Source organism: Streptomyces sp. NPDC052301 (assembly GCF_044593395.1).
In the GTDB taxonomy this organism is placed as follows: domain Bacteria; phylum Actinomycetota; class Actinomycetes; order Streptomycetales; family Streptomycetaceae; genus Streptomyces.
Window position 1 is genome coordinate 271374 of the sequence record NZ_JBIUBE010000008.1, and the last position, 24974, is coordinate 296347.

Annotated in this window: 19 protein-coding genes; 9 read left to right on the forward strand and 10 right to left on the reverse strand. The window is 71.9% G+C overall.

The window, feature by feature from the left end; all coding sequences use genetic code 11:
- Positions 1 to 42: 42 nt before the first annotated feature.
- On the reverse strand, positions 43 to 1065 hold the full coding sequence (locus tag ACIHEJ_RS24115) for a PadR family transcriptional regulator (RefSeq protein ID WP_400138596.1): 1023 nt from the start codon (positions 1063 to 1065) through the stop codon (positions 43 to 45).
- A gap of 1 nt (position 1066) precedes the next feature.
- Positions 1067 to 1993 carry a DUF4097 family beta strand repeat-containing protein gene (locus tag ACIHEJ_RS24120; protein ID WP_400138598.1) on the reverse strand — a complete coding sequence of 309 codons (927 nt, stop codon included), beginning with the start codon at positions 1991 to 1993 and terminating at the stop codon, positions 1067 to 1069.
- A gap of 308 nt (positions 1994 to 2301) precedes the next feature.
- Between ACIHEJ_RS24120 and ACIHEJ_RS24125 the strand changes: the two genes are divergently transcribed.
- Positions 2302 to 2481 (forward strand): DUF6104 family protein, encoded by a 180-nt coding sequence (locus tag ACIHEJ_RS24125; RefSeq protein WP_003992906.1) that lies wholly within the window; start codon positions 2302 to 2304, stop codon positions 2479 to 2481.
- Between the two features lie 75 nt (positions 2482 to 2556).
- Here ACIHEJ_RS24125 and ACIHEJ_RS24130 read toward each other — a convergent pair whose 3' ends face one another.
- The 4 genes from ACIHEJ_RS24130 to ACIHEJ_RS24145 all read right to left on the reverse strand — a co-directional run bounded on the left by ACIHEJ_RS24130 (position 2557) and on the right by ACIHEJ_RS24145 (position 9339).
- Entirely contained in the window at positions 2557 to 6357 is a 3801-nt protein-coding gene (locus tag ACIHEJ_RS24130) for a multifunctional oxoglutarate decarboxylase/oxoglutarate dehydrogenase thiamine pyrophosphate-binding subunit/dihydrolipoyllysine-residue succinyltransferase subunit (RefSeq protein ID WP_400138600.1), read from the reverse strand.
- A 302-nt stretch (positions 6358 to 6659) separates the two neighbouring features.
- A complete protein-coding gene (locus ACIHEJ_RS24135) occupies positions 6660 to 7811 on the reverse strand; it encodes a sensor histidine kinase (RefSeq protein ID WP_400138602.1) in 1152 nt (383 codons plus the stop codon).
- Complete coding sequence (locus tag ACIHEJ_RS24140; protein ID WP_400138604.1) at positions 7808 to 8548, reverse strand: response regulator transcription factor; 741 nt, start codon at positions 8546 to 8548, stop codon at positions 7808 to 7810. The genes ACIHEJ_RS24135 and ACIHEJ_RS24140 overlap by 4 nt, the downstream gene beginning before the upstream one ends.
- A gap of 113 nt (positions 8549 to 8661) precedes the next feature.
- On the reverse strand, positions 8662 to 9339 hold the full coding sequence (locus ACIHEJ_RS24145; RefSeq protein ID WP_400138606.1) for a spermidine synthase: 678 nt from the start codon (positions 9337 to 9339) through the stop codon (positions 8662 to 8664).
- Between the two features lie 241 nt (positions 9340 to 9580).
- On the opposite strand from ACIHEJ_RS24145, the gene ACIHEJ_RS24150 reads away from it, so the two are divergent.
- The gene (locus ACIHEJ_RS24150; protein ID WP_400138608.1) at positions 9581 to 10417 is read left to right on the forward strand and encodes a rhomboid-like protein; all 837 of its coding nucleotides are present in this window, start codon (positions 9581 to 9583) and stop codon (positions 10415 to 10417) included.
- Here the strand turns inward: ACIHEJ_RS24150 and ACIHEJ_RS24155 are convergent.
- A complete protein-coding gene (locus ACIHEJ_RS24155; protein WP_400138610.1) occupies positions 10404 to 10829 on the reverse strand; it encodes a DUF4259 domain-containing protein in 426 nt (141 codons plus the stop codon). The two genes, ACIHEJ_RS24150 and ACIHEJ_RS24155, sit on opposite strands and share 14 nt — an antisense overlap.
- Positions 10830 to 11026: 197 nt before the next feature.
- Between ACIHEJ_RS24155 and lon the strand changes: the two genes are divergently transcribed.
- A complete protein-coding gene (gene lon, locus ACIHEJ_RS24160; protein ID WP_400138612.1) occupies positions 11027 to 13447 on the forward strand; it encodes an endopeptidase La in 2421 nt (806 codons plus the stop codon).
- 156 nt (positions 13448 to 13603) lie between these two features.
- Here lon and ACIHEJ_RS24165 read toward each other — a convergent pair whose 3' ends face one another.
- Together ACIHEJ_RS24165 and ACIHEJ_RS24170 are read right to left on the reverse strand one after the other, a co-directional pair.
- Positions 13604 to 15967, reverse strand: a complete 2364-nt coding sequence (locus ACIHEJ_RS24165) for a SpoIIE family protein phosphatase (RefSeq protein WP_400138614.1) — start codon at positions 15965 to 15967, stop codon at positions 13604 to 13606.
- Between the two features lie 164 nt (positions 15968 to 16131).
- On the reverse strand, positions 16132 to 16956 hold the full coding sequence (locus ACIHEJ_RS24170) for a lysozyme (RefSeq protein ID WP_400138616.1): 825 nt from the start codon (positions 16954 to 16956) through the stop codon (positions 16132 to 16134).
- A gap of 251 nt (positions 16957 to 17207) precedes the next feature.
- Here ACIHEJ_RS24170 and ACIHEJ_RS24175 point away from each other — a divergent pair, with 251 nt between their 5' ends.
- Complete coding sequence (locus ACIHEJ_RS24175; RefSeq protein WP_400138618.1) at positions 17208 to 17699, forward strand: MarR family winged helix-turn-helix transcriptional regulator; 492 nt, start codon at positions 17208 to 17210, stop codon at positions 17697 to 17699.
- 291 nt (positions 17700 to 17990) lie between these two features.
- On the opposite strand, the gene ACIHEJ_RS24180 is transcribed toward ACIHEJ_RS24175, so the two are convergent.
- Complete coding sequence (locus ACIHEJ_RS24180; RefSeq protein WP_400138620.1) at positions 17991 to 18779, reverse strand: protein phosphatase 2C domain-containing protein; 789 nt, start codon at positions 18777 to 18779, stop codon at positions 17991 to 17993.
- Between the two features lie 385 nt (positions 18780 to 19164).
- On the opposite strand from ACIHEJ_RS24180, the gene ACIHEJ_RS24185 reads away from it, so the two are divergent.
- The 5 genes from ACIHEJ_RS24185 to ACIHEJ_RS24205 are packed head-to-tail and all read left to right on the forward strand — an operon-like array spanning position 19165 to position 24829.
- A complete protein-coding gene (locus ACIHEJ_RS24185; RefSeq protein WP_400138622.1) occupies positions 19165 to 22059 on the forward strand; it encodes a nitrate- and nitrite sensing domain-containing protein in 2895 nt (964 codons plus the stop codon).
- Positions 22056 to 22559 carry a roadblock/LC7 domain-containing protein gene (locus tag ACIHEJ_RS24190; protein ID WP_366013862.1) on the forward strand — a complete coding sequence of 168 codons (504 nt, stop codon included), beginning with the start codon at positions 22056 to 22058 and terminating at the stop codon, positions 22557 to 22559. The genes ACIHEJ_RS24185 and ACIHEJ_RS24190 overlap by 4 nt, the downstream gene beginning before the upstream one ends.
- Complete coding sequence (locus tag ACIHEJ_RS24195; RefSeq protein WP_400138625.1) at positions 22556 to 22963, forward strand: DUF742 domain-containing protein; 408 nt, start codon at positions 22556 to 22558, stop codon at positions 22961 to 22963. The genes ACIHEJ_RS24190 and ACIHEJ_RS24195 overlap by 4 nt, the downstream gene beginning before the upstream one ends.
- Positions 22944 to 23555, forward strand: coding sequence for a GTP-binding protein (locus tag ACIHEJ_RS24200; protein WP_400138627.1), 612 nt, complete (start codon positions 22944 to 22946; stop codon positions 23553 to 23555). Before ACIHEJ_RS24195 ends, ACIHEJ_RS24200 begins: the two co-directional genes overlap by 20 nt.
- A 20-nt stretch (positions 23556 to 23575) precedes the next feature.
- Positions 23576 to 24829 carry a styrene monooxygenase/indole monooxygenase family protein gene (locus tag ACIHEJ_RS24205; RefSeq protein ID WP_400138629.1) on the forward strand — a complete coding sequence of 418 codons (1254 nt, stop codon included), beginning with the start codon at positions 23576 to 23578 and terminating at the stop codon, positions 24827 to 24829.
- Positions 24830 to 24974: the final 145 nt, after the last annotated feature.

Here is a 24974-nt window from a genome sequence, read left to right on the forward strand (position 1 = left end):
CCGGCCTTTCCGCCCGGCCTTTCCGCCCTGCCGCCTTCCGGCCTACCCCTGGTGCGTACGGAGCAGTGCGCCGATGCGGGCCGCCGCGGTCGACAGGTGGTGGCGGGCCTCCCGGAGCTGGTCCGGGGTGACTCCGCGGTCGCGGGCCGCGTCGCGGATGTCGTCGCGGAAGCGGTCCAGGAGGCGGTCCAGGTCGCGGGCCGGGTCGCCGGTGGGCTCCTCGTGGGACCAGGAGGGTTCGTACGCGGCCGGGAAGTCCTCCGGGGTGGAGGAGTACTGCGGTGCCGTCGGCTCCGCCGCGGGAGTGCGGCCGAAGGCCCAGTCCTTGCCGAACTCGCCGAACTCCTTGGCCATCTCGGTCAGACCCTCGCGGACGCCGGTCGGCCAGTCGCCGCGGGTGAAGTGGTCCTGGACGCGGTCCTGGACCCGCCGGGCGATGCGCTGCATCTCCTCCTGCGCCTGGGCCCGCGCCCGTGCCTGCGCCTCCTGGGCCTGCCGCCGGGCCCGCTGGGCCTCCTCGCGGGCCCGGCGGCTCTCGTCCTTGGCCCGCCGCGCCTGCTCCTTCCACTCCTGCTTGACCCGGCGCATCTCCTCCTTGGCGGCCTGCCAGGCCTCCTTGTCGCTCAGATCGCCGTACTCCCCAGCGCCCGGCGCACCCCGGCCGGTCTTCGCGCCCCGGCGGGCCTCGGAGGCGGCCGCACGCATCTCACGGCGCAGATCGCCGGCCGCGCCGCGCACGTCGGCCCTGATCTCGGCGGCCAGTTCCGCGACCGACTCCCGGATCTCCAGCTCCAGGTCGGCCAGCTCGCCGCTGCGGTCGGCCAGTTCGGCCCGGCCGGCCTCCGTGATGGCGTACACCTTGCGCCCGCCCTCGGTGGTGTGCGTCACCAGGCCCTCGGCCTCCAGCTTGGCCAGGCGGGGGTAGACCGTGCCCGCCGAGGGCGCGTACAGCCCCTGGAAGCGCTCCTCGAGGAGTCTGATCACCTCGTAGCCGTGACGCGGGGCCTCGTCGAGCAGCTTGAGCAGGTACAGGCGGAGGCGGCCGTGGGCGAAGACGGGAGGCATGTCAGAGCACCTTCTTGTCGGTCGTGCCGTCGGCCGGGGCGCTGGTGGCGTCGGAGCCCTTGCCGGAGACGGAATTGTCCCCCGAGGTGGTCTCCTGTCCGGTCGCCGGGTGCTCCTCGTCCTCCCGGGGCGGGCGGCGCAGCAGGGCGATCGAACCGGAGACCGTGGTGGCCCGGAGTCTGCCGGTGCCCGCGCCCAGACGGCCGGTGATCTTGTGGGCGCCCCACTGGCCGTGCACGCGCAGTCCGTCGAAGGCGTTGGAGATCGTGCCGCTCGCCGTGTTCGCCTCCACCTCGGCGTCCCCCGGGTGCGGCAGGCGGATGGCGATCTCGCCGGAGACGCTGGTGAGGCCGACCTCCGTGGGACCGTCCGGGTCCAGGTCGACGATCATGGAGCCGCTGACGGAGTCGGCGCGGACGGAGGGGCCGGAGCCGTCGACCACGGTCAGGTCGCCCGAGACCGAGTTGAACCGCAGGTCGCCCGTGACCGCCTGGGCCTCCACGTTTCCGGAGACTGTGTCCGCGCGGACCGGGCCCGAGATGCCGACCAGGGTGGTGTCGCCGGTCACTCCCTTGACCACGGCGGGGCCGCGGATGCCGGAGACGACCGCGGTGGCGCCGACCACGCCCACCTCCACGCGGGTGTCGGCGGGGACGGCCAGGGAGACGACGGCGCTGCGGCGCCAGCCCTTGCGGTCGAGCCACTTGAGGAAGCCCTTCCAGGGAAGGTCCTCGTAGGCGACGGTGAGGGTGCCGGACTCGTGGGTGATCACGAGGGGTGGACCCTCGATGTCGGAGATCTCCAGGCGGGGAGTGGGGTCGTCCGTACCCACCACGTTGACGGTGCCGTTGACGATGCGGACATGGAGGTCGTGCACGGGGGTGTCGAAGGTGAGCCTGCGGGGCTCGGTGACGGACCACTCGGACATCGGGGGCCTCCTCGGTGCGGGCGCGGCGGACACGCCATATCGCGTCCTGTCACAACACGATATATCGTGGCCGGGGTAAGTCAAGGTCCCTTGAGGGTGAAGGGCCGTTCTCGTCGACCTGTGCCGGCCCACCGTGCCGGTGCCTGGTGCCTGGTGCCTGGTGCCTGGGCTCTGGTGCCGGTGTCTGGAGCCGGTGCCGCGCGGGCAGGACGGAGCGCCCCGGTGCCGTGACCGCGGGGGCGGCGCGTTGCATAGGCTGGTGGGGAAGCCATCATCGGCCTGGATGCATACGCAGGAGACGCAACCCCATGTACTTCACCGACCGTGGTATCGAGGAGTTGGAGAAGCGGCGTGGCGAGGAAGAGGTCACCTTCGAGTGGCTTGCCGAGCAGCTGCGCACGTTCGTGGATCTGAATCCGGACTTCGAGGTGCCCGTCGAGCGGCTGGCCACCTGGCTCGCCCGCCTCGATGACGAGGACGACGAATGAGCAGGTAGGCGAAGGGCCCGGCACCGAGTGGGAACTCGGTGCCGGGCCCTTCGCGTCGGCGGGACCGCCGGAGGCCTACGCCTCGAACACCTCACGCACCAGCTGCTCCTGCTCGGCCTGGTGGCGCTTGGCCGAACCCACCGCCGGGGACGAGCCGTGCGGGCGCGAGATGCGCCGCAGCCGCTCGCCGGCCGGGATGTCCGCGCCGACCGCCAGGTCCAGGTGGTCGATCAGGTTGAGCGCGATGAACGGCCACGCACCCTGGTTCGCCGGCTCCTCCTGCGCCCACAGGTACTTCTCGGCGTTCGGGTACTTGTTGACCTCCGCCTGGACCTCCGCACCCGGCAGCGGGTACAGACGCTCGAGGCGGATGATCGCCGTGTCCGTGACACCGCGCTTCTGCCGCTCGGCCTCCAGGTCGTAGTAGACCTTGCCCGCGCAGAAGACGACCTTGCGGACGGCGGCCGGGTCGACCGTGCTGTCGCCGATGACCGGGCGGAACTCGCCCGTCGTGAACTCCTCCGCCTTCGAGGCCGCCGCCTTCAGGCGCAGCATCGACTTCGGGGTGAAGACGATCAGCGGCTTGTGGTGCGGGTTGTGCACCTGCCACCGCAGGAGGTGGAAGTAGTTCGACGGGAGCGTCGGCATCGCGACCGTCATGTTGTTCTGCGCGCACAGCTGGAGGAACCGCTCGGGACGCGCGGACGAGTGGTCCGGGCCCTGGCCCTCGTAGCCGTGCGGCAGCAGCAGGGTGACGCCGGAGGTCTGGCCCCACTTCTGCTCGGCCGAGGAGATGAACTCGTCGACGACCGTCTGCGCGCCGTTGACGAAGTCACCGAACTGCGCCTCCCACATCACGAGCGCGTCGGGGCGGGCCAGCGAGTAGCCGTACTCGAAGCCCATCGCCGCGTACTCGGAGAGCAGGGAGTTGTAGACGTTGAGCCGCGCCTGGTCCTCGGAGAGGTACTGCAGCGGGGTGTACTCCTCGCCGGTCTCCCGGTCGATCAGCACCGCGTGGCGCTGGCCGAAGGTGCCGCGCTGGGAGTCCTGGCCCGCGAGACGGACCGGGGTGCCCTCCAGCAGCAGCGAGCCGACGGCGAGGGTCTCGCCCATGCCCCAGTCGATCGTGCCGTCCTCGACCATCGCCGCACGGCGCTGCAGCTGCGGCTGCAGACGCGGGTGGACGGTGATGTGGTCCGGGACGTTGACCTGGGACTCGGCGATCCGCTTCACGACCTCGGCCGAGATCGCGGTCGGGACCGCGACCGGGAAGCCGTCCTGCGGGGCCTGGGCGTCACCGGCGGCCGGCTGCGAGGTGGCCTCGCGGACCTCGGTGAAGACCTTCTCCAGCTGGCCCTGGTAGTCCTGCAGGGCCTGCTCGGCCTCTTCCAGGGTGATGTCGCCGCGACCGATCAGGGACTCGGTGTAGAGCTTGCGCACCGAGCGCTTCTTGTCGATCAGGTCGTACATCAGCGGCTGGGTGAAGGCCGGGTTGTCCGACTCGTTGTGACCGCGGCGGCGGTAGCAGATGAGGTCGATCACCACGTCCTTGTTGAACGCCTGGCGGAACTCGAAGGCCAGTCGCGCGACGCGGACCACGGCCTCCGGGTCGTCGCCGTTCACGTGGAAGATCGGGGCCTCGATCATGCGGGCCACGTCCGTCGCGTACATCGACGAACGCGAGGACTCGGGGGCCGCCGTGAAGCCGACCTGGTTGTTGATGACGATGTGGACCGTGCCGCCGGTGCGGTAGCCGCGCAGCTGCGACATGTTCAGGGTCTCGGCCACCACGCCCTGGCCCGCGAAGGCCGCGTCGCCGTGGATCGCCACCGGCAGGACGGTGAAGTCCGTGCCGCCCTTGTTGATGATGTCCTGCTTGGCGCGCGAGACGCCCTCGAGGACCGGGTCGACGGCCTCCAGGTGGGAGGGGTTCGCGACCAGGGAGACCTTGATCTGCTCGCCGTCCAGGCCGGTGAAGGTGCCCTCGGCGCCCAGGTGGTACTTCACGTCGCCGGAGCCGTGCATCGACTTCGGGTCGAGGTTGCCCTCGAACTCGCGGAAGATCTGCGCGTACGACTTGCCGACGATGTTGGCGAGCACGTTCAGGCGGCCGCGGTGGGCCATGCCGATGACGACCTCGTCCAGGCGGGACTCGGCCGCGGAGTCGATCACCGCGTCGAGCAGCGGGATGACGGACTCGCCGCCCTCCAGCGAGAAGCGCTTCTGGCCGACGTACTTGGTCTGCAGGAAGGTCTCGAAGGCCTCCGCCGCGTTGAGGCGGCGCAGGATGCGCAGCTGCTCCTCGCGCTCCGGCTTGGAGTGGCCGCGCTCGACCCGGTCCTGGATCCACTTGCGCTGCTTGGGGTCCTGGATGTGCATGAACTCGATGCCGGTGGTGCGGCAGTACGAGTCGCGCAGCACGCCGAGGATGTCGCGCAGCTTCATCATCGACTTGCCGGCGAAGCCGCCGACGGCGAACTCGCGCTCCAGGTCCCACAGGGTGAGGCCGTGCTCGACGATGTCCAGGTCGGGGTGCTTGCGCTGGCGGTACTCCAGCGGGTCGGTGTCGGCCATGACGTGGCCGCGGACCCGGTAGGAGTGGATCAGCTCGAAGACGCGGGCGGCCTTGGTGACGTCGTCGTCGTGGCTGGCGTCGATGTCCTTGAGCCAGCGGACCGGCTCGTAGGGGATGCGCAGCGCCTCGAAGACGTCGTCGTAGAAGCCGCTCTCGCCCAGCAGCAGGTTCGCGACCTGGCGCAGGAACTCGCCGGAGGCGGCGCCCTGGATGACGCGGTGGTCGTAGGTCGACGTGAGCGTCATGACCTTCGAGACACCGAGCTTGTTCAGGGTGTCCTGGCTGGTGCCCTGGAACTCGGCCGGGTAGTCCATGGAGCCGACGCCCATGATCACGGACTGGCCGGGCATCAGACGCGGGACCGAGTGGACGGTGCCGAGGCCGCCGGGGTTGGTCAGGGAGACCGTGACACCGGTGAAGTCGTCCATCGTCAGCTTGCCCTCGCGGGCGCGGCGGACGATGTCCTCGTAGGCCTGCCAGAACTCGAAGAAGTTCAGCGTCTCGGCCTTCTTGATGGCGGCGACGACGAGCTGGCGGTCACCGTTCGGCTTGACCAGGTCGATGGCCAGGCCGAGGTTGACGTGCGCCGGCTTGATCAGGGTCGGCTTGCCGTCCTTCTCGCCGAAGGACCAGTTCATCGACGGCATGGCCTTGATGGCCTGCACCATCGCGTACCCGATGATGTGCGTGAAGGAGATCTTCCCGCCGCGGGCGCGCTTGAGGTGGTTGTTGATGACGATGCGGTTGTCGAACAGCAGCTTCACCGGGACGGCGCGGACCGAGGTGGCGGTCGGCAGCTCCAGCGAGGCGTTCATGTTCTTGGCGACGGCGGCGGCCGGGCCGCGCAGCGTGATCAGCTCGGGGCCCTCGGGGGCTTCCTTCGCGGGGGCGGCCTTCGCCGCCGGCTGAGCGGGCGCCTGTGCGGGTTGCGCCGGCTTGGCCGGGGTCGGGGCCGCGGCCTTCGCCGCGGGAGCGGGAGCCGGAGCGGGGGCCGCGGCGGGCTTCGGGGCCGCCGGGGCTGCGGGAGCCGGCGCGGGCGCGGCCTGGGCCTGAGGGGCCGGGGAGGTGGTCTCTGCGGCCCCCGCGGCCGCAGTACCCGCCGGAGCCGGGGTGGCAGGAGCTCCCGGCTTGTAATCGGCGAAGAAGTCCCACCAGGCACGGTCTACCGAATTCGGGTCCTGGAGGTACTGCTGATAGATCTCGTCGACGAGCCACTCGTTCGGACCGAACGCGGCAGCGGGGTTCTTCCCGGCTTGGTCGTCGGTCGAGATGCTCGAGTTACTGGGGGACTGTGGCGACACGGCGGCAACCGCCCTCTTCCGCTTCACAAGGTGATGGACAGCGGGAATAAAGGCTACGCCTCCAAGACCGGGAAGGTCAGGTCGGGCCCGTTCATCGTCGCGTAAGTCACATCAGAAATCTTGTTTCAGGGCTTGATATGGCGGGAAACAAGCGTGGTTCCGGATACGGGAGGGTGTGCCGACCGGGGCCCGTCGCACCCACGTGCGACGGGCGGCGCGGGCCTGCTGCTGATCACACGTGTCCAGCTGCGCGGAACGGCGCGGACGCTCGTGGATCTTGGGCTTCCGATTCGAACCCTACGTCAACCTGACGTGGAAGGCAGTCCCGGAAGAGTGACGATGATCCGGCAGCCCCGCTCGGATTCGGCCACACCGATCCGGCCGCCGTGCAGATCCACCGCCCACCGGGCGATCGCGAGCCCGAGCCCCGTACCGCCGTCGCTGCCCGGGCCGTGCGGCCGGGTCGCCGCGCCCCGGTTGAACCGCTCGAACACCCGGTGCCACTCCGAACGCGGGATGCCCGGGCCCTCGTCCAGGACCTCCAGCTCCAGCGACTCCGGCTGCGGCCCGCGGCGCGCCTTCACGGTCACCCGGCCGTGCGCCGGGCTGTGCTTGACCGCGTTGTCGATCAGGTTCGCGACGACCTGGTGGATCCGCTCCGGATCCGCGTGCGCGGTCAGCTCCGGCGGGGAGACGTCCAGGTGCAGATGGACGTCCGTACGGGTGTGGCTGCCGGAGCCGGAGGCGATGCCCGCGCGCGCGGAGGCGACCATGTTGGCCTCCTTCAGCACGCCCGACAGGTACGGCCACACCTCGAACCGGCGCATCTTCAGCGGTACGACGCCGTTGTCGAGCCGGGAGAGGTCCAGCAGGGTCTCCACCAGCCGGCCGAGCCGCTCGGTCTGCTTCAGGGCGGTCCGCATGGTCTCCGGGTCGGCCTCGGTGACCCCGTCGACGATGTTCTCCAGCACCGCGCGCAGCCCGGCGATGGGGGTGCGCAGCTCGTGCGAGACGTTCGCCACCAGCTCCTTGCGCTGGCTGTCCTGCGCCTCCAGCTCGTCCGCCATGACGTTGATCGTCTGGGCCAGATCGCCCAGCTCGTCCCGGCGGCTCTCACGGACCCGGCGCGTGTAGTCGCCCTGCGAGATGGACCGGGCCACCGTGTTCATCTCGTCCAGCGGCATGGTGAGCGAGTGCGCCACGAACTGCGTGATGAGCAGGGTGGCGATCATCGAGAAGACCGTGATGAAGCGCAGCTCCGTCTTGGTGTGCACCGCGACGATCGACAGTCCGGTGGTGATCAGCACCGCGATGACGACCAGCGCACCCAGCTTGGTCTTGATCGAGAACGGGCGTACGCCGCCCCAGGGGTCCCCCACGGAGGCCTTGAAGGCTCCGGAGTGTCCGGGGAGCCCGGGGCTCCTCCGTGCGGCCTGGCGCCCGTCACTGCTCATGGTGTCGGCGTCTCCAGCGCGTATCCGACGCCGTGCACCGTACGGATCCGCTCGGCGCCGATCTTCCGGCGCAGCGCCTTGATGTGGCTGTCGACCGTGCGGGTGCCGGAGGCGTCCGCCCAGTCCCACACCTCCGCCAGCAGCTGCTCCCGGGAGAGCACCGCGCGCGGGGTGTTCGCCAGGCACACCAGCAGGTCGAACTCGGTGGGCGTCAGGTGGACGTCCTCCGACTTCACCCGGACCCGGCGCTGTGCGTGGTCGATCTCCAGCTCGCCGAGCCGCAGGATGCCGGAGCGGGGCGTGGTCGCGGCGATGGCCGCCCGTTCCACCCGGCGCAGCAGCACGTGCACGCGTGCCGCCAGCTCCCGCATCGAGAACGGCTTGGTCATGTAGTCGTCCGCGCCGACCCCGAGTCCGACCAGCATGTCCGTCTCGTCGTCCCGTGCGGTCAGCATCAGCACCGGCACCGGCCGCTGGGCCTGCACGCGCCGGCAGACCTCCAGGCCGTCGAAGCCCGGCAGCATGATGTCGAGGATCAGCAGGTCGGGCTGCCAGGCCTCGGCCGTGTCGACGGCCGCCGGGCCGTCCGACGCGGTTTGCACGAGAAATCCCTCGGCGCGCAGCCGGGCCGCGATGGCGTCGACGATCGTGGGGTCGTCCTCGACGACCAGCACCCGGCGCTGTGCGCCCTGGGTGGTCGTCGCCGCGCCGCTCTGGGAGGTGTGTGTCTGCTCCATCGCCCGCCCCTGCTTGTTGCTTTCCGGAACCCGTGGGGTGATCCCATGTCTGCGATTGACGCTTGAATGATCCGCGTCAGAGGAGCACCCTACGGGGACTGACCGCGCTGTCGCTATCCAGGGCGGACGGCGAGGTGCACGGCGTCCGGAACGCCCCGGGCAACGGGCACCTCTTCGGTACGCACCTGCTGGAACCCGGCATTCCGCAAGCTTCCTTCAAATTCCGGAGACGGCGTCGCAGACCACACCGCCAGCACTCCGCCCGGTCTCAACACCCTTGCACAGGAGGCGAGTCCGGTGGGTGAGTAGAGGCTGTCGTTGTCCTCGGTGACGGTCCAGCCGGGACCGTTGTCGATGTCGAGACACAGGGCGTCGAACGTGTCCGATGTCTCATTGACGTACCGCACCAGGTCGGTCTGGACGATCTCGGTGCGGGCGTCGGCGAGGGCGTCCGCGGTCAGCTCCGCCAGCGGTCCGCGGCGGTGCCAGTCGACGACGGCGGGTTCCCGCTCCACGACGGTGATCCGGCCCCAGCGCGCGTCGGTCGCCGCGTGCGCCAGTGAGAACCCCACCCCCAGCCCGCCGATCAGCACCTTCGGATCCGGCCGCCCGTCCAGCGCGTCGTACGCGGCGTCGACCAGAAGCCGCTCGGAACGGCCGTCGGAGGTGTCCATCAGGAAGCAGCCGTTGGCGATGATCTGCAGCAGTGAACCGTGTCTGCGCAGCACCACTTCGCCGTACGGGCCGTCGCGCCGGTCCAGGACCACAGGAGAGTCGTACGCGGCAGTCATGCACCCATCCTGCTCGAACGGGGCTTGGCTTACACGGCAATTACCGCTGACGGGTCGCCGACGCGCCGATGGCCGGGGCGCGATGCACTCGTTCGTGGGACACCCGTGCGCCCGGCGGCGCCCACCCCTGACGCAGTCGCGACGTAGGAGGTTGCTGTGAAACCGCTCTCGCGTGGCGTCGGTCATAGACACGGGGCCCTCGAGGACGAAGGGTGGGGCGCGACGGAAGGAGCGCCTCACCGTGGAACGGACCGCGACGGGCCCCGCGACGGCCGCGTCCCCGCCCCTCGCGGGCACGCCCCTTCCCGACGGCGCCCCCGCCGTCCCGGCTCAGGAGCTCGCCGGCCTGCTGGACGGCATGCCGCGCCAGCGCGGCATCGAGGCCCCCGGGTCCGCACCGGTCCAGGCGCCTTCCGCCGCATCCCGCCCGTGGCTCCGACACCTCCTGCCGACACCCGCCGGCACCCCCTTCACCTTCGCCTACGCGGCCGTCCTGGCCGTCACCTCCCTGTTCGCGTCCCTGGCCGACCCCGGCCTGGTGCACAGCCTCCACCAGGCCTCCAGCACCGACGTGGCCCATCTGCTGCGCGCGCCGGCGCTGGTGCTGCCGGCGAGCGCGCTGTGGGTCGCGGGCGGGATCGTCTCGCCGTACGCCGTCGCGTTCGTGCTGGTGCTCACCGGACTGGAGCGGCGGACAGGCGGGGCACGGGCGGCTTGCGTGTTCCTGACCGGGCACGTCCTGGCCACGCTCGCCACCGAGGTCCCGGTGGGCCTCGCCGTCCTGTTCGGCCACCTCCCGGTCAGCTCGCTGCACCGCCTCGACTACGGCATCAGCTTCGGCGTGGCCGCCAGCACCGGCGCCCTGGCCGGACTCCTCGCCCCCTGGCTGCGCTGGCCCCTGCTCACGCTGGTCACCGGCATGCTCCTGGACGACCTGGCCGCCTTCCAGGACCCGATGACCAACTGGGGCCATCTGATCGCCCTGACGATCGGCGTCGCCTGCTGGCCCCTGGTCCGGCGCTGGCAGCGGACGGGTGCGGCGGCTCCCCGGGCGCGTGCGGCGGTCAGCGCAGGCTGAGCTGTTCCCCCGGCGGCCGGGGGAGAAGTGTCCGCCGCATCCGCTCCACGCCCGCGCGCCAGGAGGCGCCGTCGGACCCCGCCCACAGCTCCAGCAGCTCGGAGGGCTCGCTCATGACCCGGTCCAGTGCCTCCAGGGCCAGCGGGCGCAGGCCCGTGAGATCGGGCAGCGGCTGCTCGGGCCCGTAGGACGGCTCCGGCGGTTCGCCGCCCGGACACTGCGCGGCGACCAACGCGGCCGCCGCCACGGCCTCGTCGGCCTCCGGCGCCTCCAGATACCCCTCACCGGCGGCCACTCGGGCGAGCGTGCCGCGCACGATGCCCGCCCGCCCGGCCGGCGCGGCGTCGTCCAGGTCGTTGCACCAGTCCGCCGCCGTGTCGTTGTCGAAGGGGCCCGTCCCCCAGGTGCCCATGCGTCCTCCCCGTGCGGTCGGTCCACTCGCGTGCCCATCCACCGGCCATGCTGACAGCCCCCACTGACAACGCTCCTCACCTGCACGGACGTCAGTGCCGACCGATGATCGCTCACAGCGAACACGGCGCTGGGAACATTCGTCGATCGCCAAGCATTGAGTCGGCATAGCTCAAGTTGACTGCCTAAGGGGAGATCATGGCTGCTGAGTCCACGGCGTTCACGCTCGTCCTGCCCGTGCTGCCGCTCGACGACGAGGTCGTGCTGCCCGGCATGGTGGTCCCGCTGGACCTGAGCGACGCCGAGGTGCGGGCCGCGGTGGAGGCCGCCCAGGCCGCCGCCCGGTCGGCGCCCGGCAAGCCCAAGGTGCTGCTGGTGCCACGCGTCGACGGGACGTACGCCAAGACCGGCGTCCTGGGCACGGTCGAGCAGGTCGGCCGGCTGGCCGACGGCGACCCCGGGGCTCTGATCCGCGGCCGGAGCCGGGTCCGCATCGGCGCCGGCACCACCGGACCGGGCGCCGCGCTCTGGGTCGAGGGCGCCCGGATCGACGAGAGCGTGCCCGACCCGCTGCCGGGCCACGTCGCGGACCTCGTCAAGGAGTACAAGGCGCTCGCCACCACCTGGCTGAAGAAGCGGGGCGCCTGGCAGGTCGTGGACCGCGTCCAGGCCATCGACGGCGTCTCCGCGCTCGCCGACAACTCCGGCTACTCGCCGTTCCTCACCGTCGAGCAGAAGGTCGAACTGCTGGAGACCGCCGACCCGGTGGCCCGTCTGAAGCTCGCCACACAAGCGCTCCGCGACCACCTCGCCGAGCAGGAAGTGGCCGAGACCATCGCCAAGGACGTCCAGGAGGGCGTCGACAAGCAGCAGCGGGAGTTCCTGCTGCGGCGTCAGCTCGAAGCGGTCCGCAAGGAATTGCGCGAGCTGAACGGCGAGCAGGACGGCGAGGAGTCCGACGACTACCGCACCCGCGTGGAGGCCGCCGACCTGCCCGAGAAGGTCCGCGAGGCCGCGCTCAAGGAGGTCGACAAGCTGGAGCGGGCCTCCGACCAGTCGCCCGAGGGCTCCTGGATCCGCACCTGGCTGGACACGGTCCTGGAGATGCCGTGGAACGAGCGGACCGAGGACGCCTACGACATCCAGGGCGCCAAGGCCGTCCTCGACGCCGAGCACGCGGGCCTGGAGGACGTGAAGGAGCGCATCACCGAGTACCTGGCCGTGCGCAAGCGGCGCACCGACCGCGGCCTGGGCGTCATCGGCGGGCGGCGCGGCGGTGCCGTGCTCGCCCTGGTGGGCCCGCCCGGTGTCGGAAAGACCAGCCTGGGCGAGTCCGTCGCGCACGCCATGGGCCGTAGGTTCGTCCGGGTCGCCCTCGGCGGCGTCCGCGACGAGGCCGAGGTCCGCGGTCACCGCCGTACGTACGTCGGCGCGCTGCCCGGCCGGATCGTGCGCGCGATCAAGGAGGCCGGGTCCATGAACCCGGTCGTGCTCCTCGACGAGATCGACAAGGTGGGCTCCGACTTCCGCGGCGACCCGGCCGCGGCCCTGCTGGAGGTCCTCGACCCCGCCCAGAACCACACCTTCCGGGACCACTACCTGGAGGTCGAACTCGACCTCTCGGACGTGGTCTTCCTCGCCACCGCCAATGTCCTGGAAGCCATTCCGGAGGCGCTCGCCGACCGTATGGAGATCGTCCGCCTGGACGGCTACACCGAGGACGAGAAGGTCGTCATCGCCCGGGACCACCTGCTCCCGCGCCAGCTGGAGCGGGCCGGCCTGGACAAGGACGAGGTCACGATCGACGAGGGCGCGCTGCGCAGGCTCGCCGGCGAGTACACGCGCGAGGCGGGCGTGCGCACGCTGGAGCGGTCCCTCGCGCGGCTGCTGCGCAAGGTCGCGGCCCAGCACGAACTGGGCGAGCGGGAGCTGCCGTTCACCGTCACCGACGGCGACCTGCGCGGTCTGATCGGACGGCCGCACCACGTGCCCGAGTCCGCCCAGGACCCGGCCGAACGCCGTACGGCCGTACCCGGTGTCGCGACCGGCCTCGCGGTGACCGGGGCCGGCGGCGACGTCCTCTTCGTGGAGGCGTCCCTCGCCGACCCGGAGACCGGCGCGGCGGGCCTGAACCTGACCGGTCAGCTGGGCGACGTGATGAAGGAGTCGGCGCAGATCGCGCTGAGCTTCCTGCGCAGCCACGGCGCCGAACTGGAGCTGCCGGTCGCCGACCTGAAGGACCGGGGCGTGCACATCCACTTCCCGGCGGGCGCCGTCCCCAAGGACGGTCCGAGCGCGGGCATCACCATGACCACCGCGCTGGCCTCGCTGCTCTCCGGGCGGCTGGTCCGCACGGACGTGGCGATGACCGGAGAGGTCTCGCTGACCGGCCGGGTGCTGCCCATCGGCGGCGTGAAGCAGAAGCTGCTCGCCGCCCATCGCGCCGGGGTGACCACCGTGATCATCCCCAAGCGCAACGAGCCCGACCTGGACGACGTCCCGGCCGAGGTGCTGGACAAGCTCGACGTCCACACCGTGACCGACGTCCGCCAGGTCCTGGAGCTGGCGCTCGCGCCCGCCGCCGACGGCGTGACGCCGGAGGTTCCGGTCGCGGCGTGACGGACGCTGCCGGATGAGCGAGGGCCCGGGTTCCGTGAGGGAGACCCGGGCCCTCGCCATGGGTGGGCAACGGGACCGGTCGACGGGTCCGGGCGGCCGGGGAGGCCGTGGGGGAACCGGTGGCGGCCGGCTCCCCGCCGGTTTCCGGTGGCCGACTCACCCGCCGGTCCCGGCGACCGACTGCTCCGCCCACACCGTCTTGCCGATCCGGTCGTGCCGGGTGCCCCAGCGCTCGGCGAGCTGGGCCACCAGCAGCAGGCCCCGGCCGCCCTCGTCGAAGATCCGGGCGCGCCGCATGTGCGGGGTGCTGCCGCTGGCGTCGTAGACCTCGCAGATCAGGGTGCTGTCCTGGTGGATCAGCCGGAGCCGGATGGGCGGGCGGCCGTAGCGGATGGCGTTGGTGACCAGCTCGCTGACCATCAGCTCGGTGGTGAAGGCGGCCTCGTCCAGGCCCCAGGCGGTGAGCTGGTCGGCGGCGAGGTGGCGGGCGCGGGCGACCACGGTGGGCTCGTTCTCCAGCTCCCAGGCGGCGACCCGGTCCCGGTGCAGCACGCGGGTGCGGGCCACCAGCAGGGCGATGTCGTCGTCGGGGCGGTGGCTCAGCAGCTCGGTGAGCACGCGGTCGCACACGGAGTCGAGCGAGGTGGCGGGGTGGCCGAGCGCGGCGAACATCTTGTCCAGCGCCTCGTCGATGTCGTGCTCGCGGGCCTCGAACAGCCCGTCGGTGTACAGGGCGAGCAGACTGCCCTCGGGCAGTTCGGTCTCGACGGCCTCGAAGGGCAGTCCACCGAGGCCGAGCGGCGGGCCCGCGGGCACGTCGAGGAAGCGGACCGTCCCGTCCGGGGTGACCACGGCGGGCGGCGGATGCCCGGCCCGCGCCAGGGTGCAGTGCCGGGAGACCGGGTCGTAGACGGCGTAGAGGCAGGTGGTGCCGATGCCTCCGGCGGCCTCGGCGGACGGGTCGGCGCTGCCCTCGTCCGCGGCGAGCCGCAGGACCAGGTCGTCGAGGTGACTGAGGAGTTCGTCGGCCGGCAGGTCGACGTCGGCCAGGGTGCGCACCGCCGTGCGCAGCCGGCCCATGGTGGCCGAGGCGCGGAGGCCGTGCCCGACCACGTCCCCGACGACGAGGGCCACCCGGGCCCCGGACAGTGGGATCACGTCGAACCAGTCGCCGCCCACGCCGGCCCGGGTCGCGGCGGGCAGATAGCGGGTGGCCACCTCCAGGGCCGCCTGCTCGGGCAGCGTGTGCGGGAGCAGGCCCTGCTGCAGGGCCGTCGTGGTGGTGCGGGTACGGGTGGGGGCGCGGGCCTGGTCGATGCCGTCGGCGGCCTTGGCCGCGAACTCCTCGGCGAGCCGCAGGTCCTCCGGGCCGAACGGCTCCCGGCCGCGGTGCCGGCCGAAGAGGGCCACTCCGAGCGTGCCCCCCTGGGCGCGCAGCGGCACCGCGAGCAGCGAGCGTGTCTCGAAGGCGCGCAGCCAGGCGGCACACGGGTCGAGCTCCGTCCACGCGGAGATGCCCGGGTCCGCGGTGTCGTACAGCAGCGGGCGGCCCGCCGTCAGGCACAGGGCGGGCGGTGAGTCCGGCGGGCAGACGACCGCCTCGCCCACCGCGCTGCCGGGGACCGGTTCGGCGCTGTCCGGGACCGGGCGCAGGGCGGCCCGGCGCAGGACGAGCGGAGCCCGCTGCCGGCCGGACTCGGTGTCGGTCCGGGGCGAGTCGAGCAGGTCGACGGCCATGACGTCGGCGAGCCGGGGGACCGTGACCTCGCCGAGTTCCTGCGCGGCGCGTGCCTGGTCCGCGGCCGTGCCGACGGGCGAGCCGGCCTCGCCCGGCGGGCGAGGCCGGGCGGTGGTGTCCTGGGCGGGGCGCTGCGTGGACAGACAGACGGCCCGTACCCGGCCGTCGGCGTCCTTCAGCGGGGTGAGGACGGCGGTGCCGCCGAGGTCCGGGCCGAGGCGGGCCCGTACCTCCTGCGGCCGGCCGGCCTCCAGTGCCTGCCGCATCGACCGGTCGGTCTCCTCGCTCGCCGGTCCGGGCACGATGTGGACGACGCGCAGCCCGCGCATCGCCGCCTCGGGCAGGGCGAGGGCGTGTTCCATACGGCGGTTGGCGCGCACCAGACGCAGCTCGGCGTCGAAGATCGCCAGCGGGAAGGGGGACTGGAGGAAGGTCCACTCCTCCAGCGGCTCGCCGCGGGGCGGCTGGGCGCGGGCCGTCACGGCGCTCACCAGGAGCCAGTCCGCGGCCCCGGTCCGCGTGGTCCGGTGGTGGGCGATCACACCCAGCTCCAGGGACCGGCCGTCCCGGTGGCGCAGCGGGAGGGTGCCGTTCCAGCGCTGCCGGCCGGCCAGGATCCGGCGGACGGCCGCGGCGTCGGCGGCGAGCAGGGCGGCGGCGGGCCGTCCGACGACGGCGGAGGAGTCGTAGCCGAGCAGTCGCTGCGCGCCGTCGCTCCAGCCGGTGAGGATGCCCTGCTCATCGATGGTGGCCGTGGCCGTGTACGTGGACTGTCGCTCCATCGCCGCTCATCTCGCCCTTGCTCGGCAGGCTCTCCTGACCAGCATGATCCGGGGCGGCTATGAGCACCAGCGCAGGGCGGGGCCCGGCGGGAGCGCTGTGTCTGCGCCGGTGCGTGGGGCTGTGACCCCTGCCCGGCGGGGCAGGGGTCACAGGCGTGCGGCGGTCAGCCGTTGGCCAGCGCCTGTACGCGGTCCAGGGCGCCGTTGAACTTGTCGTGGTCCCCGACGGTCGGGCCGGAGGACGTGTACTGCCACATCGTGTAGTACGACCAGCCCGCCGGCAGGGTGCCCGGGTCGGAGGCGTACCGGGCGATCCACAGCGGGTTGTTCACGGCGAAGCCGCCGTAGTTGCCGGTGCACTGGGTCCACCAGCTGGTGGCCGTGTAGATCACGGGGTAGCGGCTGGTGAGCGACTTGTAGGTGGTGACGAAGTCGGCGATCCAGCTGACCATCTGGCTGGTGGTCTTGCCGTAGCAGGCGGCGCCGTAGGGGTTCCACTCGATGTCGAGCGCCCCCGGCAGGGTCTTGCCGTCCCTGGACCAGCCGCCGCCGTGGCTGACGAAGTAGCTCGCCTGGGTGGCGCCGCTGGTGGTGTCCGGGGTGGCGAAGTGGTACGCGCCGCGGATCATGCCCACGTTGTACGAGCCGTTGTACTGCTGGGCGAAGTACGGGTTCGTGTAGTACGTGCCTTCCGTGGCTTTGGTGTAGGCCCAGCGCACTCCGCTGGTCCACAGCGTCGACCAGGCGACGTTGCCCTGGTAGCCGGCGACGTCCACGCCCTCGGTCTGGGTGGCGTCACCGGTGCTGGGCGTGCCGTGCTGTCCGTCGTGGGCGAGGACGCCCATGCCCATGGAGGCGGAGCCGCGGCTGGGCGTGGTCGCGGCCTGGGCGGAGGTGAGCGGGAGCGTGAGGGAGAGCGCCGCGAGCAGGGCCGTGACGAGGACGGTGAGGGCGCGCGGGCGGATGGAACCGGGTCTGTGCACGGGCATGACGTGCCTCCGGAGAAGAGGTGGGGGGAACCGTGGGGGTGGCCGTGGGGTGACCGTGGGGCAGAACTGTCCCGACTGGCGTGGGCATGCCATTGATTGCCTGATAAAGAAGCTATGCACGTAGATGACGGCGTGGGAAGGGGGTCCGGACTCCGCCGTTGGTCTACGCCTGCGAAATACTGGCAGAGCTGCGGCAATGACGGACTTTGACGGAAACTTTCACGACCGCGAAACCGAGCAGGGGTGCTGACGTGCACGAGGACGGAAACGGCGACGCGCAGAGCGTCGTCGGGCAAGTGACGCCCAGTGGTGCAGACCAGGAATTCCTGGCGCTGGAGCGCGAGTTGACCGTGCTGCTGCGGCGTGCCCGCGCCAACCAGGGCGAGATGGCCCGCGAGGTCCATCCCGACCTGGAGTCCTCCGCGTACGGCCTGCTGATCAGGCTGGACGAGCTGGGCGGCCAGCGGGCCACGGAACTCGCCGCCTACATCGGCGTCGGCAAGGCCACCATGTCCCGCCAGCTGCGGGCCCTGGAGGAACTCGGCCTGATCACCCGCGAACCGGACCCGGCCGACGGCCGTGCCTGGCTCGTGACCCTCACCGACGAGGGCCGCCGGCGCGTCGGCACGGTCCGCGAGGCCCGCCGCGCCCGCTACGTCAGGCAACTCGCCCACTGGGACCGCACCGAGGTGGCGGAACTGGCCCGACTGCTCCATCAGCTCAACGGCGTCATGGAGAAGTGACCGGCCGCCGGCACGGCCACCCGGGGGCCGGCGGCTCGTCGGCGCGATCGTCACAGCTCGTCCGGGCCCGTGGGGCAGGGGCCCGCCGGTGTGACGGTCAGGGGTGCCGTGGGTCTCGTGGCGCAGTGGCCGTCGGCGGACCGTCACGGCTCGCGTGAGCCCGCCCGTGGGGGCACGGGCCCGCCGGCAGGACTGTCGCAGCTCCCGTGGGTCCCCTGGGCGCAGTGGCCCGTCGGCGCGATCGTCACGGCCCCCTCGGTCCCGAGACGCAGTGCCCCGCCCGCCCGACCCTCACAGCTCCACGTGGACCACCGTGGCGTCGTCGTGCGTCTTGCTCCGGCCCAGGAACGCCCGTGTCTCGCGGTCCGCCGTCTCCAGCTCCCGTACCCGGTCCACCAGCGACCGGGCGCCCTCCTTGGCGACGAGGTCGAACAGGGCCGTCCAGTCGCCCTCGCGGAACGTCTCCGTCCATCGGGCCGCCCCGTCCGTCAGCGCGGCCAGCGCGCGGACCTCCCGCCGGGGCAGGCTGCCGGTGACCGCGCGGGCCGCGACCGAGGGATCGGCGGCGGCGGTGAAGAAGCCGCCCTCCTTGTTGCGCAGGCGGGCGTCGATCAGAGCGTCGGTGGCCAGGGCGGAGCGGGGGAGCCGGGCGAGCCGGTCGTCGAGCACCGGGGTGACCGTGCCGTCCGGACCCCGCAGCAGCAGCGTCGAGTCGGAGAGCACCAGGTACTCGACCAGGTCGGCCGACCAGCGGGTCAGTGCCACGGTTGCCTGAGGGGTTCGCGGGTGAGAAAGGTCACAGGTCTCCGCGTGTGCCTCGGCAGTGCGCGCGAGGGCCCGCGAAAGAATCTCCGGGAGCGTCAGATCTCGGTAGGAAACGGTCAGTTCGGTCAGCGCGCCGCCGAGCCGGGCGGTGAACCAGGGGACGGAATGCAGACAGCCCGTCCCGTCGCGGGGTGGCGTCACCCCGTCCAGGACGATCACGCAACCTCCCTGTCCGGAGGCGGGTAGTCCGACACCGGCGAAGTCCTCGTTGGGGCGGGTCGCGTCGCCGGGTTCCGAAACGAGATCAGTTCGCATCCAGCCAGTCTGCACGAGGCCTTCACAGGCTCCGCCAAAGGCTGGCAACCGTCGGCGAACAACTACGACCTCGCAGGTCAGGCGCCTGGTTTGGGCGGGAATGGGGCGCTCCGGGAAGGCGTGGTGGCGAATACTGTCAAAGGCTGCCGCGCCGCGTCCAACCGGCCCGCCGCGGACGCGCCCCGCACACGCCACGGGAACTTGCCCGCCAACTCCCCTCCGATGTTCACTCCTTCGGGTGGCGGGTCAGGTGATGCACGACCCCTGCCCACCGGCGCTGGGAGGGTCGGGAACCGTACGAACCGGGTGCAGGCACCACTTGGCACCGAGATGACGGGGCGCCACCCGGGCCCTTGGGTAGACGAGTTCAGGAATGCGAGCACCGGTGCAGATGAAGCGGCCTCGGCGCACAGGCAGGCAGACGGCCCCCGCGGGGACCGACCCGCAGAACCCCGTGGGCACCGGCCGACCCACTCATGTGCGCACCCGGCTGATCGTGGCCGTCGCCGTGGTGGCCGCGGCCGTCGCCGGGGCCGGGGCGCCCTCCCTGCTCAGCGCCTCCCAGGACGTCAGTGACTCCCAGGATCTGGTGACGCTGGCCACCCGCACCGAGGACGCGCTTGCCCTCGCCCACTCGCTCGCCGACGAGCGTGACGAGGTCACCTCCTACATCGCGGCCGGCCGGGCCAAGTCCAAGGCGCCCGCCGAAGACCGCAGCGCCCGTGTCGACCGGCAGGTCGAGGACCTGCGCGCGAACACCGACACCCCGGCGAGCCTGCGTGCCGACCTCGACGGCATCGCCGCCGTCCGGCGCGCCGCCCTCACCGGCAAGTCCACGGCGCTCCAGGCCCACCAGGCCTACTCGGCCACCATCGCCGAGCTGCACCGGCTGGCCGAGCAGCTGGCCGACCGGATGCCGCCCAGGGCCGGTTCCGGCGCGCACGCGCTCGCCGAACTGGACTCCGCCGTGCAGCAGTCCGCCGCCGCCCGCGGCCTGCTGCTGGCCGCGCTGAACGTGCCGTCCACCACCCGGACGGTGATCAACCCCGTCACCGGCCTGCCCACCACGACCTCCACCACCGGCGAGGCGGACCGCAAACAGCGCGACGCGCTCACCGCGGCCGCCCAGCAGGCCCGGCTGCGCGCCGACTCGGCCCTCGCCGACTTCCGCGAGACGGCCCCGAAGGCGTCCGTGGACTCCTACGACTCGACGGTCACCGGTCCCGAGGTCAACTCGGCCGAGAAGTATCTGGCCACGCTCACCGACCAGCCGACGCTGGCCGACAGCGAGCTGACCACCAGCACCAAGAAGCTGGACGCGGCCCTGTCCGCCCGCGTCGACCTGATGCGCGGCGCGGAATCGGCCCTCTACGACCACCGCACCAAGGACCTCGCGGTGCTCCGGGACGACGACGTCACGGCCCTGGAGATCCGCATCGCCGTGCTCGGCGCGCTGATGCTGGTGGCCGTGGGCATCGCCACGGCCATGGCCCGCACCCTCACCCGCCCGCTGTCGGTGCTGCGCCGCGGCTCGGCCCGCCTGGCGCAGTCCGAGGACCCCGCGGGCCAGGAGCCGATCGCCTTCACCGGCCGCAACGACGAGTTCGCCCAGGTGGTCCGTTCGGTCAACGCCCTGCACGCGCACGCGGTGGGCCTGCACGAGCGCGTCGGCACCCTGGAGACCGACCGCAAGCACCTGGTCGGACAGCGGCAGAAGATGGCCGACGCCCGCGAGGCGCTGCGGGCCGAGCTGGCCGAGGCGGAAGCCCAGTTGGGTCGCCTGCGCACCAGCATCGGCGGCACGTTCGTCAACCTCGCCCTGCGCACGCTCGGCCTGGTCGAACGCCAGCTGGCGGTCATCGAGGGCCTGGAGGACCGCGAGCAGGACCCCGAGCGCCTCGCCACCCTCTTCAAGCTGGACCACTTCGCCACGGTCATGCGCCGGCACAGCGAGAACCTCCTGGTCCTCGCCGGCACCGAGCACGTCCAGCAGAGCCACGGCCCGGTCCCGCTGGTCGACGTGGTCCGCGCGGCGGTCAGCGAGATCGAGCGCTACGAGCGGGTCCGTATCGCCGCGCTCCCGCCGCACGCGCACGTCGCGGGCTTCGCCGCCGACGACCTCTCCCACCTGCTGGCCGAACTGATGGAGAACGCCACCGCGTTCTCCCCGCCGGACCTCCCGATCGAGGTCTCCGGCTGGCTCCTGGAGTCCGGCGAGGTCATGCTCTCGGTCCAGGACGAGGGCATCGGCATGGCGGCGGACCGCCTGGACCGGCTGAACTCCCGCCTGGCCGACTTCGACCCCGAGTCCCCCTACGAGCAGGAGGGCGAGGACGGCCTGGGACTCGGCCTGTACGTCGTCGCGCGCCTCGCCCAGCGGCACGGTGTCCGGGTGCAACTGCGCGAGCAGAAGCAGGGCGGCATCGCGGCGGTCGTGGTGCTGCCCGCGCCGCTCCTCGCCGAGGCTCCGCCGGCCGGGCTGCCTCCGCAGACCGCGTCCATGAGCGGCACCGGCACCTTCTCCCTCCCCGGCGCCGACGCCGAGGTCAACTCCAACGTCCTGTACGGCCGTGCCGCGGACCCCGACCCGCTGGTGGCGCTGGCGGAGAAGACGGCCCGGGCGGCGGAGGAGAAGACCGCCGGCGATCCGGCCGAACCGCAGCCGCTCGAGTCACAGCCGGCCGATCCGCAGCCGCTCGAGTCGCGGGCCGAGGACATGACGGATCACCGGCCGCACGGGCAGACCGACCCGAGCGCCGAACCCGCGGAGACGCACGCACGGGCGGAGCTCCCCGAACAGCGGACCGCCCAGGAGGAGCCGGCGCGCCCGAAGGCACCGGCGGAGACCCTCGCCGAGACCACGATGGAACTGCTGCTCCCCGACCTGTCCTCGGAGGGGGACCTCTCGTCGGAGGGGAATCCGGCGACGCACCCGGCGCAGCCGCACGTGCCCGTGGCCGCCGACCGCGCGGACGCCCCCCTGGGGCCACCCGCACCCGGCGACGAGAGCCGCACGGACGACCCGGCCGGGAACGGGACCGCCGCCGAGGACGAGGCCGAGGCGGTCACCAGCAAGGGCCTCCCCAAGCGCACACCGAAGATCACCGCACCTGCCCCGGCACCCCGCCGCCGCACCGCGAGCGTGGACGCCGACGCCCTGCGCCGCAGGCTCGGCGGCTTCCGCCAAGGAGCCCAGGCCGGCTACCGGGACGTAGAGGCGGAGATCGCCGCACACACCACTGAAGCCACGGGGGGCACAGCCGAGGAGGCAAGCAGTTGACCGCGCCCAGTACCTACGGACTGAGCAGTGAAGCCCGCAACCTGCACTGGCTGCTGACCAACCTGGTCGAGGAAGTGCCCGGCATCCAGTCCGTCGCCGTGGTCTCCTCCGACGGCCTGCTGCTGCTCTCGTCCGACCCGGGCCACACGGAGGAGGCCCGCCAGGCCCGGGGGGCCCAGCGCAGCGGGCCCCGCGGCTCCTCCGCCGACCTCGCCACCATCGTCTCCGGCATCGGCAGCCTCACCGTCGGCGCCGCCAAGCTGATGGACTCCGGCGGGGTCAAGCACACGATGGTCGCGATGGAGGAGGGCAGCCTGTTCGTGATGTCGATCAGCGACGGCTCGCTGCTCGGCGTGCATGGCTCCGCCGAGTGCGACATGAGCGTGGTGGCGTACCACATGGCCCTGTTCGTCGGCCGCGCCGGCCACGTCCTCACCCCCGAACTGCGCTCGGAGCTGAGGCAGTCACTGGAAGCCCAGTCGACCGGGAGCGCCCGATGAGCGGTACATCGAAACTTCCTGTGCGCGGCGGCGACCGCAAACCCGCGCGCGTCCGTCCCTACTCGCTCACCGGCGGCCGTACCCGCTTCGGACACGTCCTCCTCGTGGAGACGTTCGTCGCGGCTCTGGAAGCCCCCGAGGAGCGCAAGGAACTGACGAATGGTTCCCTCACCACCCGGGTCATGCCGGAAATGCGGGCCATCGTCGAACTGTGCCGCCGTATGCGCACGGTGGCCGAGATCGCCGCGCTGCTGAAGATGCCGCTCGGCGTGGTCCGCGTCCTCCTGAGCGACCTCGCGGACCAGGGAAAGATCCGTGTGTACGGCACCGGAACCGGTCACGGCACCGGCCGCCCGGACCGCGCTCTGCTGGAAAGGGTGCTGAGTGGACTCCGTCGTCTTTGAGGACACCGACGAGGACGTGAAGTCCTGGCAGACGGACCGCACCCGGGCCCCCATCGCCACGAAGATCGTGGTGGCCGGGGGCTTCGGCGTCGGCAAGACCACGCTGGTCACCTCCGTCTCGGAGATCACGCCCCTGCAGACCGAGGCGTTGATGACCGAGGCGAGCGAGGAGACCGACGACCTCACCGCCACGCCCGGCAAGCTCACCACGACCGTGGCCATGGACTTCGGCCGCATCACGCTCGACGACGACCTGGTGCTCTACCTGTTCGGCACGCCGGGCCAGCAGCGGTTCTGGTTCATGTGGGACGACCTGGTGCGCGGCGCGATCGGCGCCGTCGTGCTGGCCGACACCCGGCGGCTGAAGGACTGTTTCCCGGCGCTGGACTACTTCGAGAGCTGCGGACTGCCGTACGTGGTGGCCGTCAACCACTTCGACGGCAGTGAGCTGTTCGAGCCGGAGGACGTGCGGGAGGCGCTGACGATCCCCCCGCACGTGCCTGTCATGATCATGGACGCGCGGCGGCGGATCTCGGTGATCGAGACCCTCCTGGCCCTGGTGGGCCACGCGCTGGACGAAACCCCCGAGTAGTCCTGAGGAGCACCACCCGCATGCGGAAGATACTCGTCGTAGGAGCCGGCCAGTCCGGGCTCCAGCTCGCCCTCGGCCTGCAGTCGCACGGCTACGAGGTCACCCTCATGTCGAACCGGACCGCGGACGAGATCCGTTCCGGCCGGGTCATGTCGACGCAGTGCATGTTCGACACGGCACTGCAGTACGAACGCGATCTGCAGCTGAACTTCTGGGAGTCCCAGGCCCCGAAGATCGAGGGGCTCGGCGTGTCCGTGGCGGCCCCCGGCTCGCACGACCCGGGCCCCACCCAGCGGGCCATCGACTGGGTGGGCAAGCTCGACGGGTACGCCCAGTCCGTCGACCAGCGGGTGAAGATGGCCGGCTGGATGGAGACCTTCGCCCAGCGCGGCGGCCAGCTGGTCATCCACGGCGCGGCCGTCGGTGACCTCGACTACTTCTCCCGCGCCTACGACCTCGTCCTGGTCGCGGCCGGCAAGGGCGAGCTGGTGTCCATGTTCGCCCGCGACCCCGAGCGCTCCCCCTACAGCGAGCCGCAGCGCGCCCTCGCGGTGGCGTACGTGCACGGCCTCGGCCCGCGCCCGGAGCACCCGGAGTTCGATGCGGTCCGCTGCAACCTGGTCCCCGGCGTCGGCGAGCTGTTCATCATGCCGACGTTCACCACGTCCGGCCGCGCCGACATCCTGTTCTGGGAGGGCATACCCGGCGGCCCGCTCGACGTCTTCAACGGCGTCAAGGACCCGGCGGAGCACCTCTCCCTGACCCTGGAACTCATGGAGAAGTTCACTCCGTGGGAGTACGCGCGGGCCACCAAGGTCGAACTGACCGACGCCGGCGGCACGCTGGCCGGCCGGTACGCGCCGACCGTCCGCAACCCCATCGGCCGCCTCCCCTCCGGCGGCCTGGTGCTCGGCGTGGCCGATGTGGTCGTCGCCAACGACCCGATCACCGGCCAGGGCTCCAACTCCGCGTCCAAGTGCGCGGCCGCCTACCTCGCCTCGATCCTGGAACGCGGTGACAAGCCGTTCGACGAGGAGTGGATGCAGGCCACCTTCGACCGCTACTGGGCCACCGCCCAGCACGTCACCAAGTGGACGAACGCGATGCTGGCCCCGCCGCCGGAGCACATCCTGAACCTCATCGGCGCGGCGGGCCAGCTCCAGCCGGTGGCAAACCGTTTCGCCAACGCCTTCAACGACCCGGCGGACTTCGAGAACTTCTTCTACGAGCCGGAGAAGACATCCGCCTACCTGGCCTCGGTCGCCGGAGCCTGACGGGCTCCTGACGGCAATTCGACCATCGGTACCTGTCGTTGCCGGTGGTCACCCTCGGACGGCCCGGAGACGGCCCCGGAGACAGCCTCTCCGGGGCCGTCGGCGTTCCTGGTGTTCAGCCCCTCCACGCGACAGATGCACCCAT

Bases quoted from the DNA above. Each gene is read 5' to 3' on its own strand.
- ACIHEJ_RS24115 (WP_400138596.1), bottom strand. From the start codon at position 1,065: ATGCCTCCCGTCTTCGCCCACGGCCGCCTCCGCCTGTACCTGCTCAAG.
- ACIHEJ_RS24120 (WP_400138598.1), bottom strand. From the start codon at position 1,993: ATGTCCGAGTGGTCCGTCACCGAGCCCCGCAGGCTCACCTTCGACACC.
- ACIHEJ_RS24125 (WP_003992906.1), top strand. From the start codon at position 2,302: ATGTACTTCACCGACCGTGGTATCGAGGAGTTGGAGAAGCGGCGTGGC.
- ACIHEJ_RS24135 (WP_400138602.1), bottom strand. From the start codon at position 7,811: ATGAGCAGTGACGGGCGCCAGGCCGCACGGAGGAGCCCCGGGCTCCCC.
- ACIHEJ_RS24140 (WP_400138604.1), bottom strand. From the start codon at position 8,548: ATGGAGCAGACACACACCTCCCAGAGCGGCGCGGCGACGACCACCCAG.
- ACIHEJ_RS24145 (WP_400138606.1), bottom strand. From the start codon at position 9,339: ATGACTGCCGCGTACGACTCTCCTGTGGTCCTGGACCGGCGCGACGGC.
- ACIHEJ_RS24155 (WP_400138610.1), bottom strand. From the start codon at position 10,829: ATGGGCACCTGGGGGACGGGCCCCTTCGACAACGACACGGCGGCGGAC.
- lon (WP_400138612.1), top strand. From the start codon at position 11,027: ATGGCTGCTGAGTCCACGGCGTTCACGCTCGTCCTGCCCGTGCTGCCG.
- ACIHEJ_RS24165 (WP_400138614.1), bottom strand. From the start codon at position 15,967: ATGGAGCGACAGTCCACGTACACGGCCACGGCCACCATCGATGAGCAG.
- ACIHEJ_RS24170 (WP_400138616.1), bottom strand. From the start codon at position 16,956: ATGCCCGTGCACAGACCCGGTTCCATCCGCCCGCGCGCCCTCACCGTC.
- ACIHEJ_RS24180 (WP_400138620.1), bottom strand. From the start codon at position 18,779: ATGCGAACTGATCTCGTTTCGGAACCCGGCGACGCGACCCGCCCCAAC.
- ACIHEJ_RS24195 (WP_400138625.1), top strand. From the start codon at position 22,556: ATGAGCGGTACATCGAAACTTCCTGTGCGCGGCGGCGACCGCAAACCC.
- ACIHEJ_RS24205 (WP_400138629.1), top strand. From the start codon at position 23,576: ATGCGGAAGATACTCGTCGTAGGAGCCGGCCAGTCCGGGCTCCAGCTC.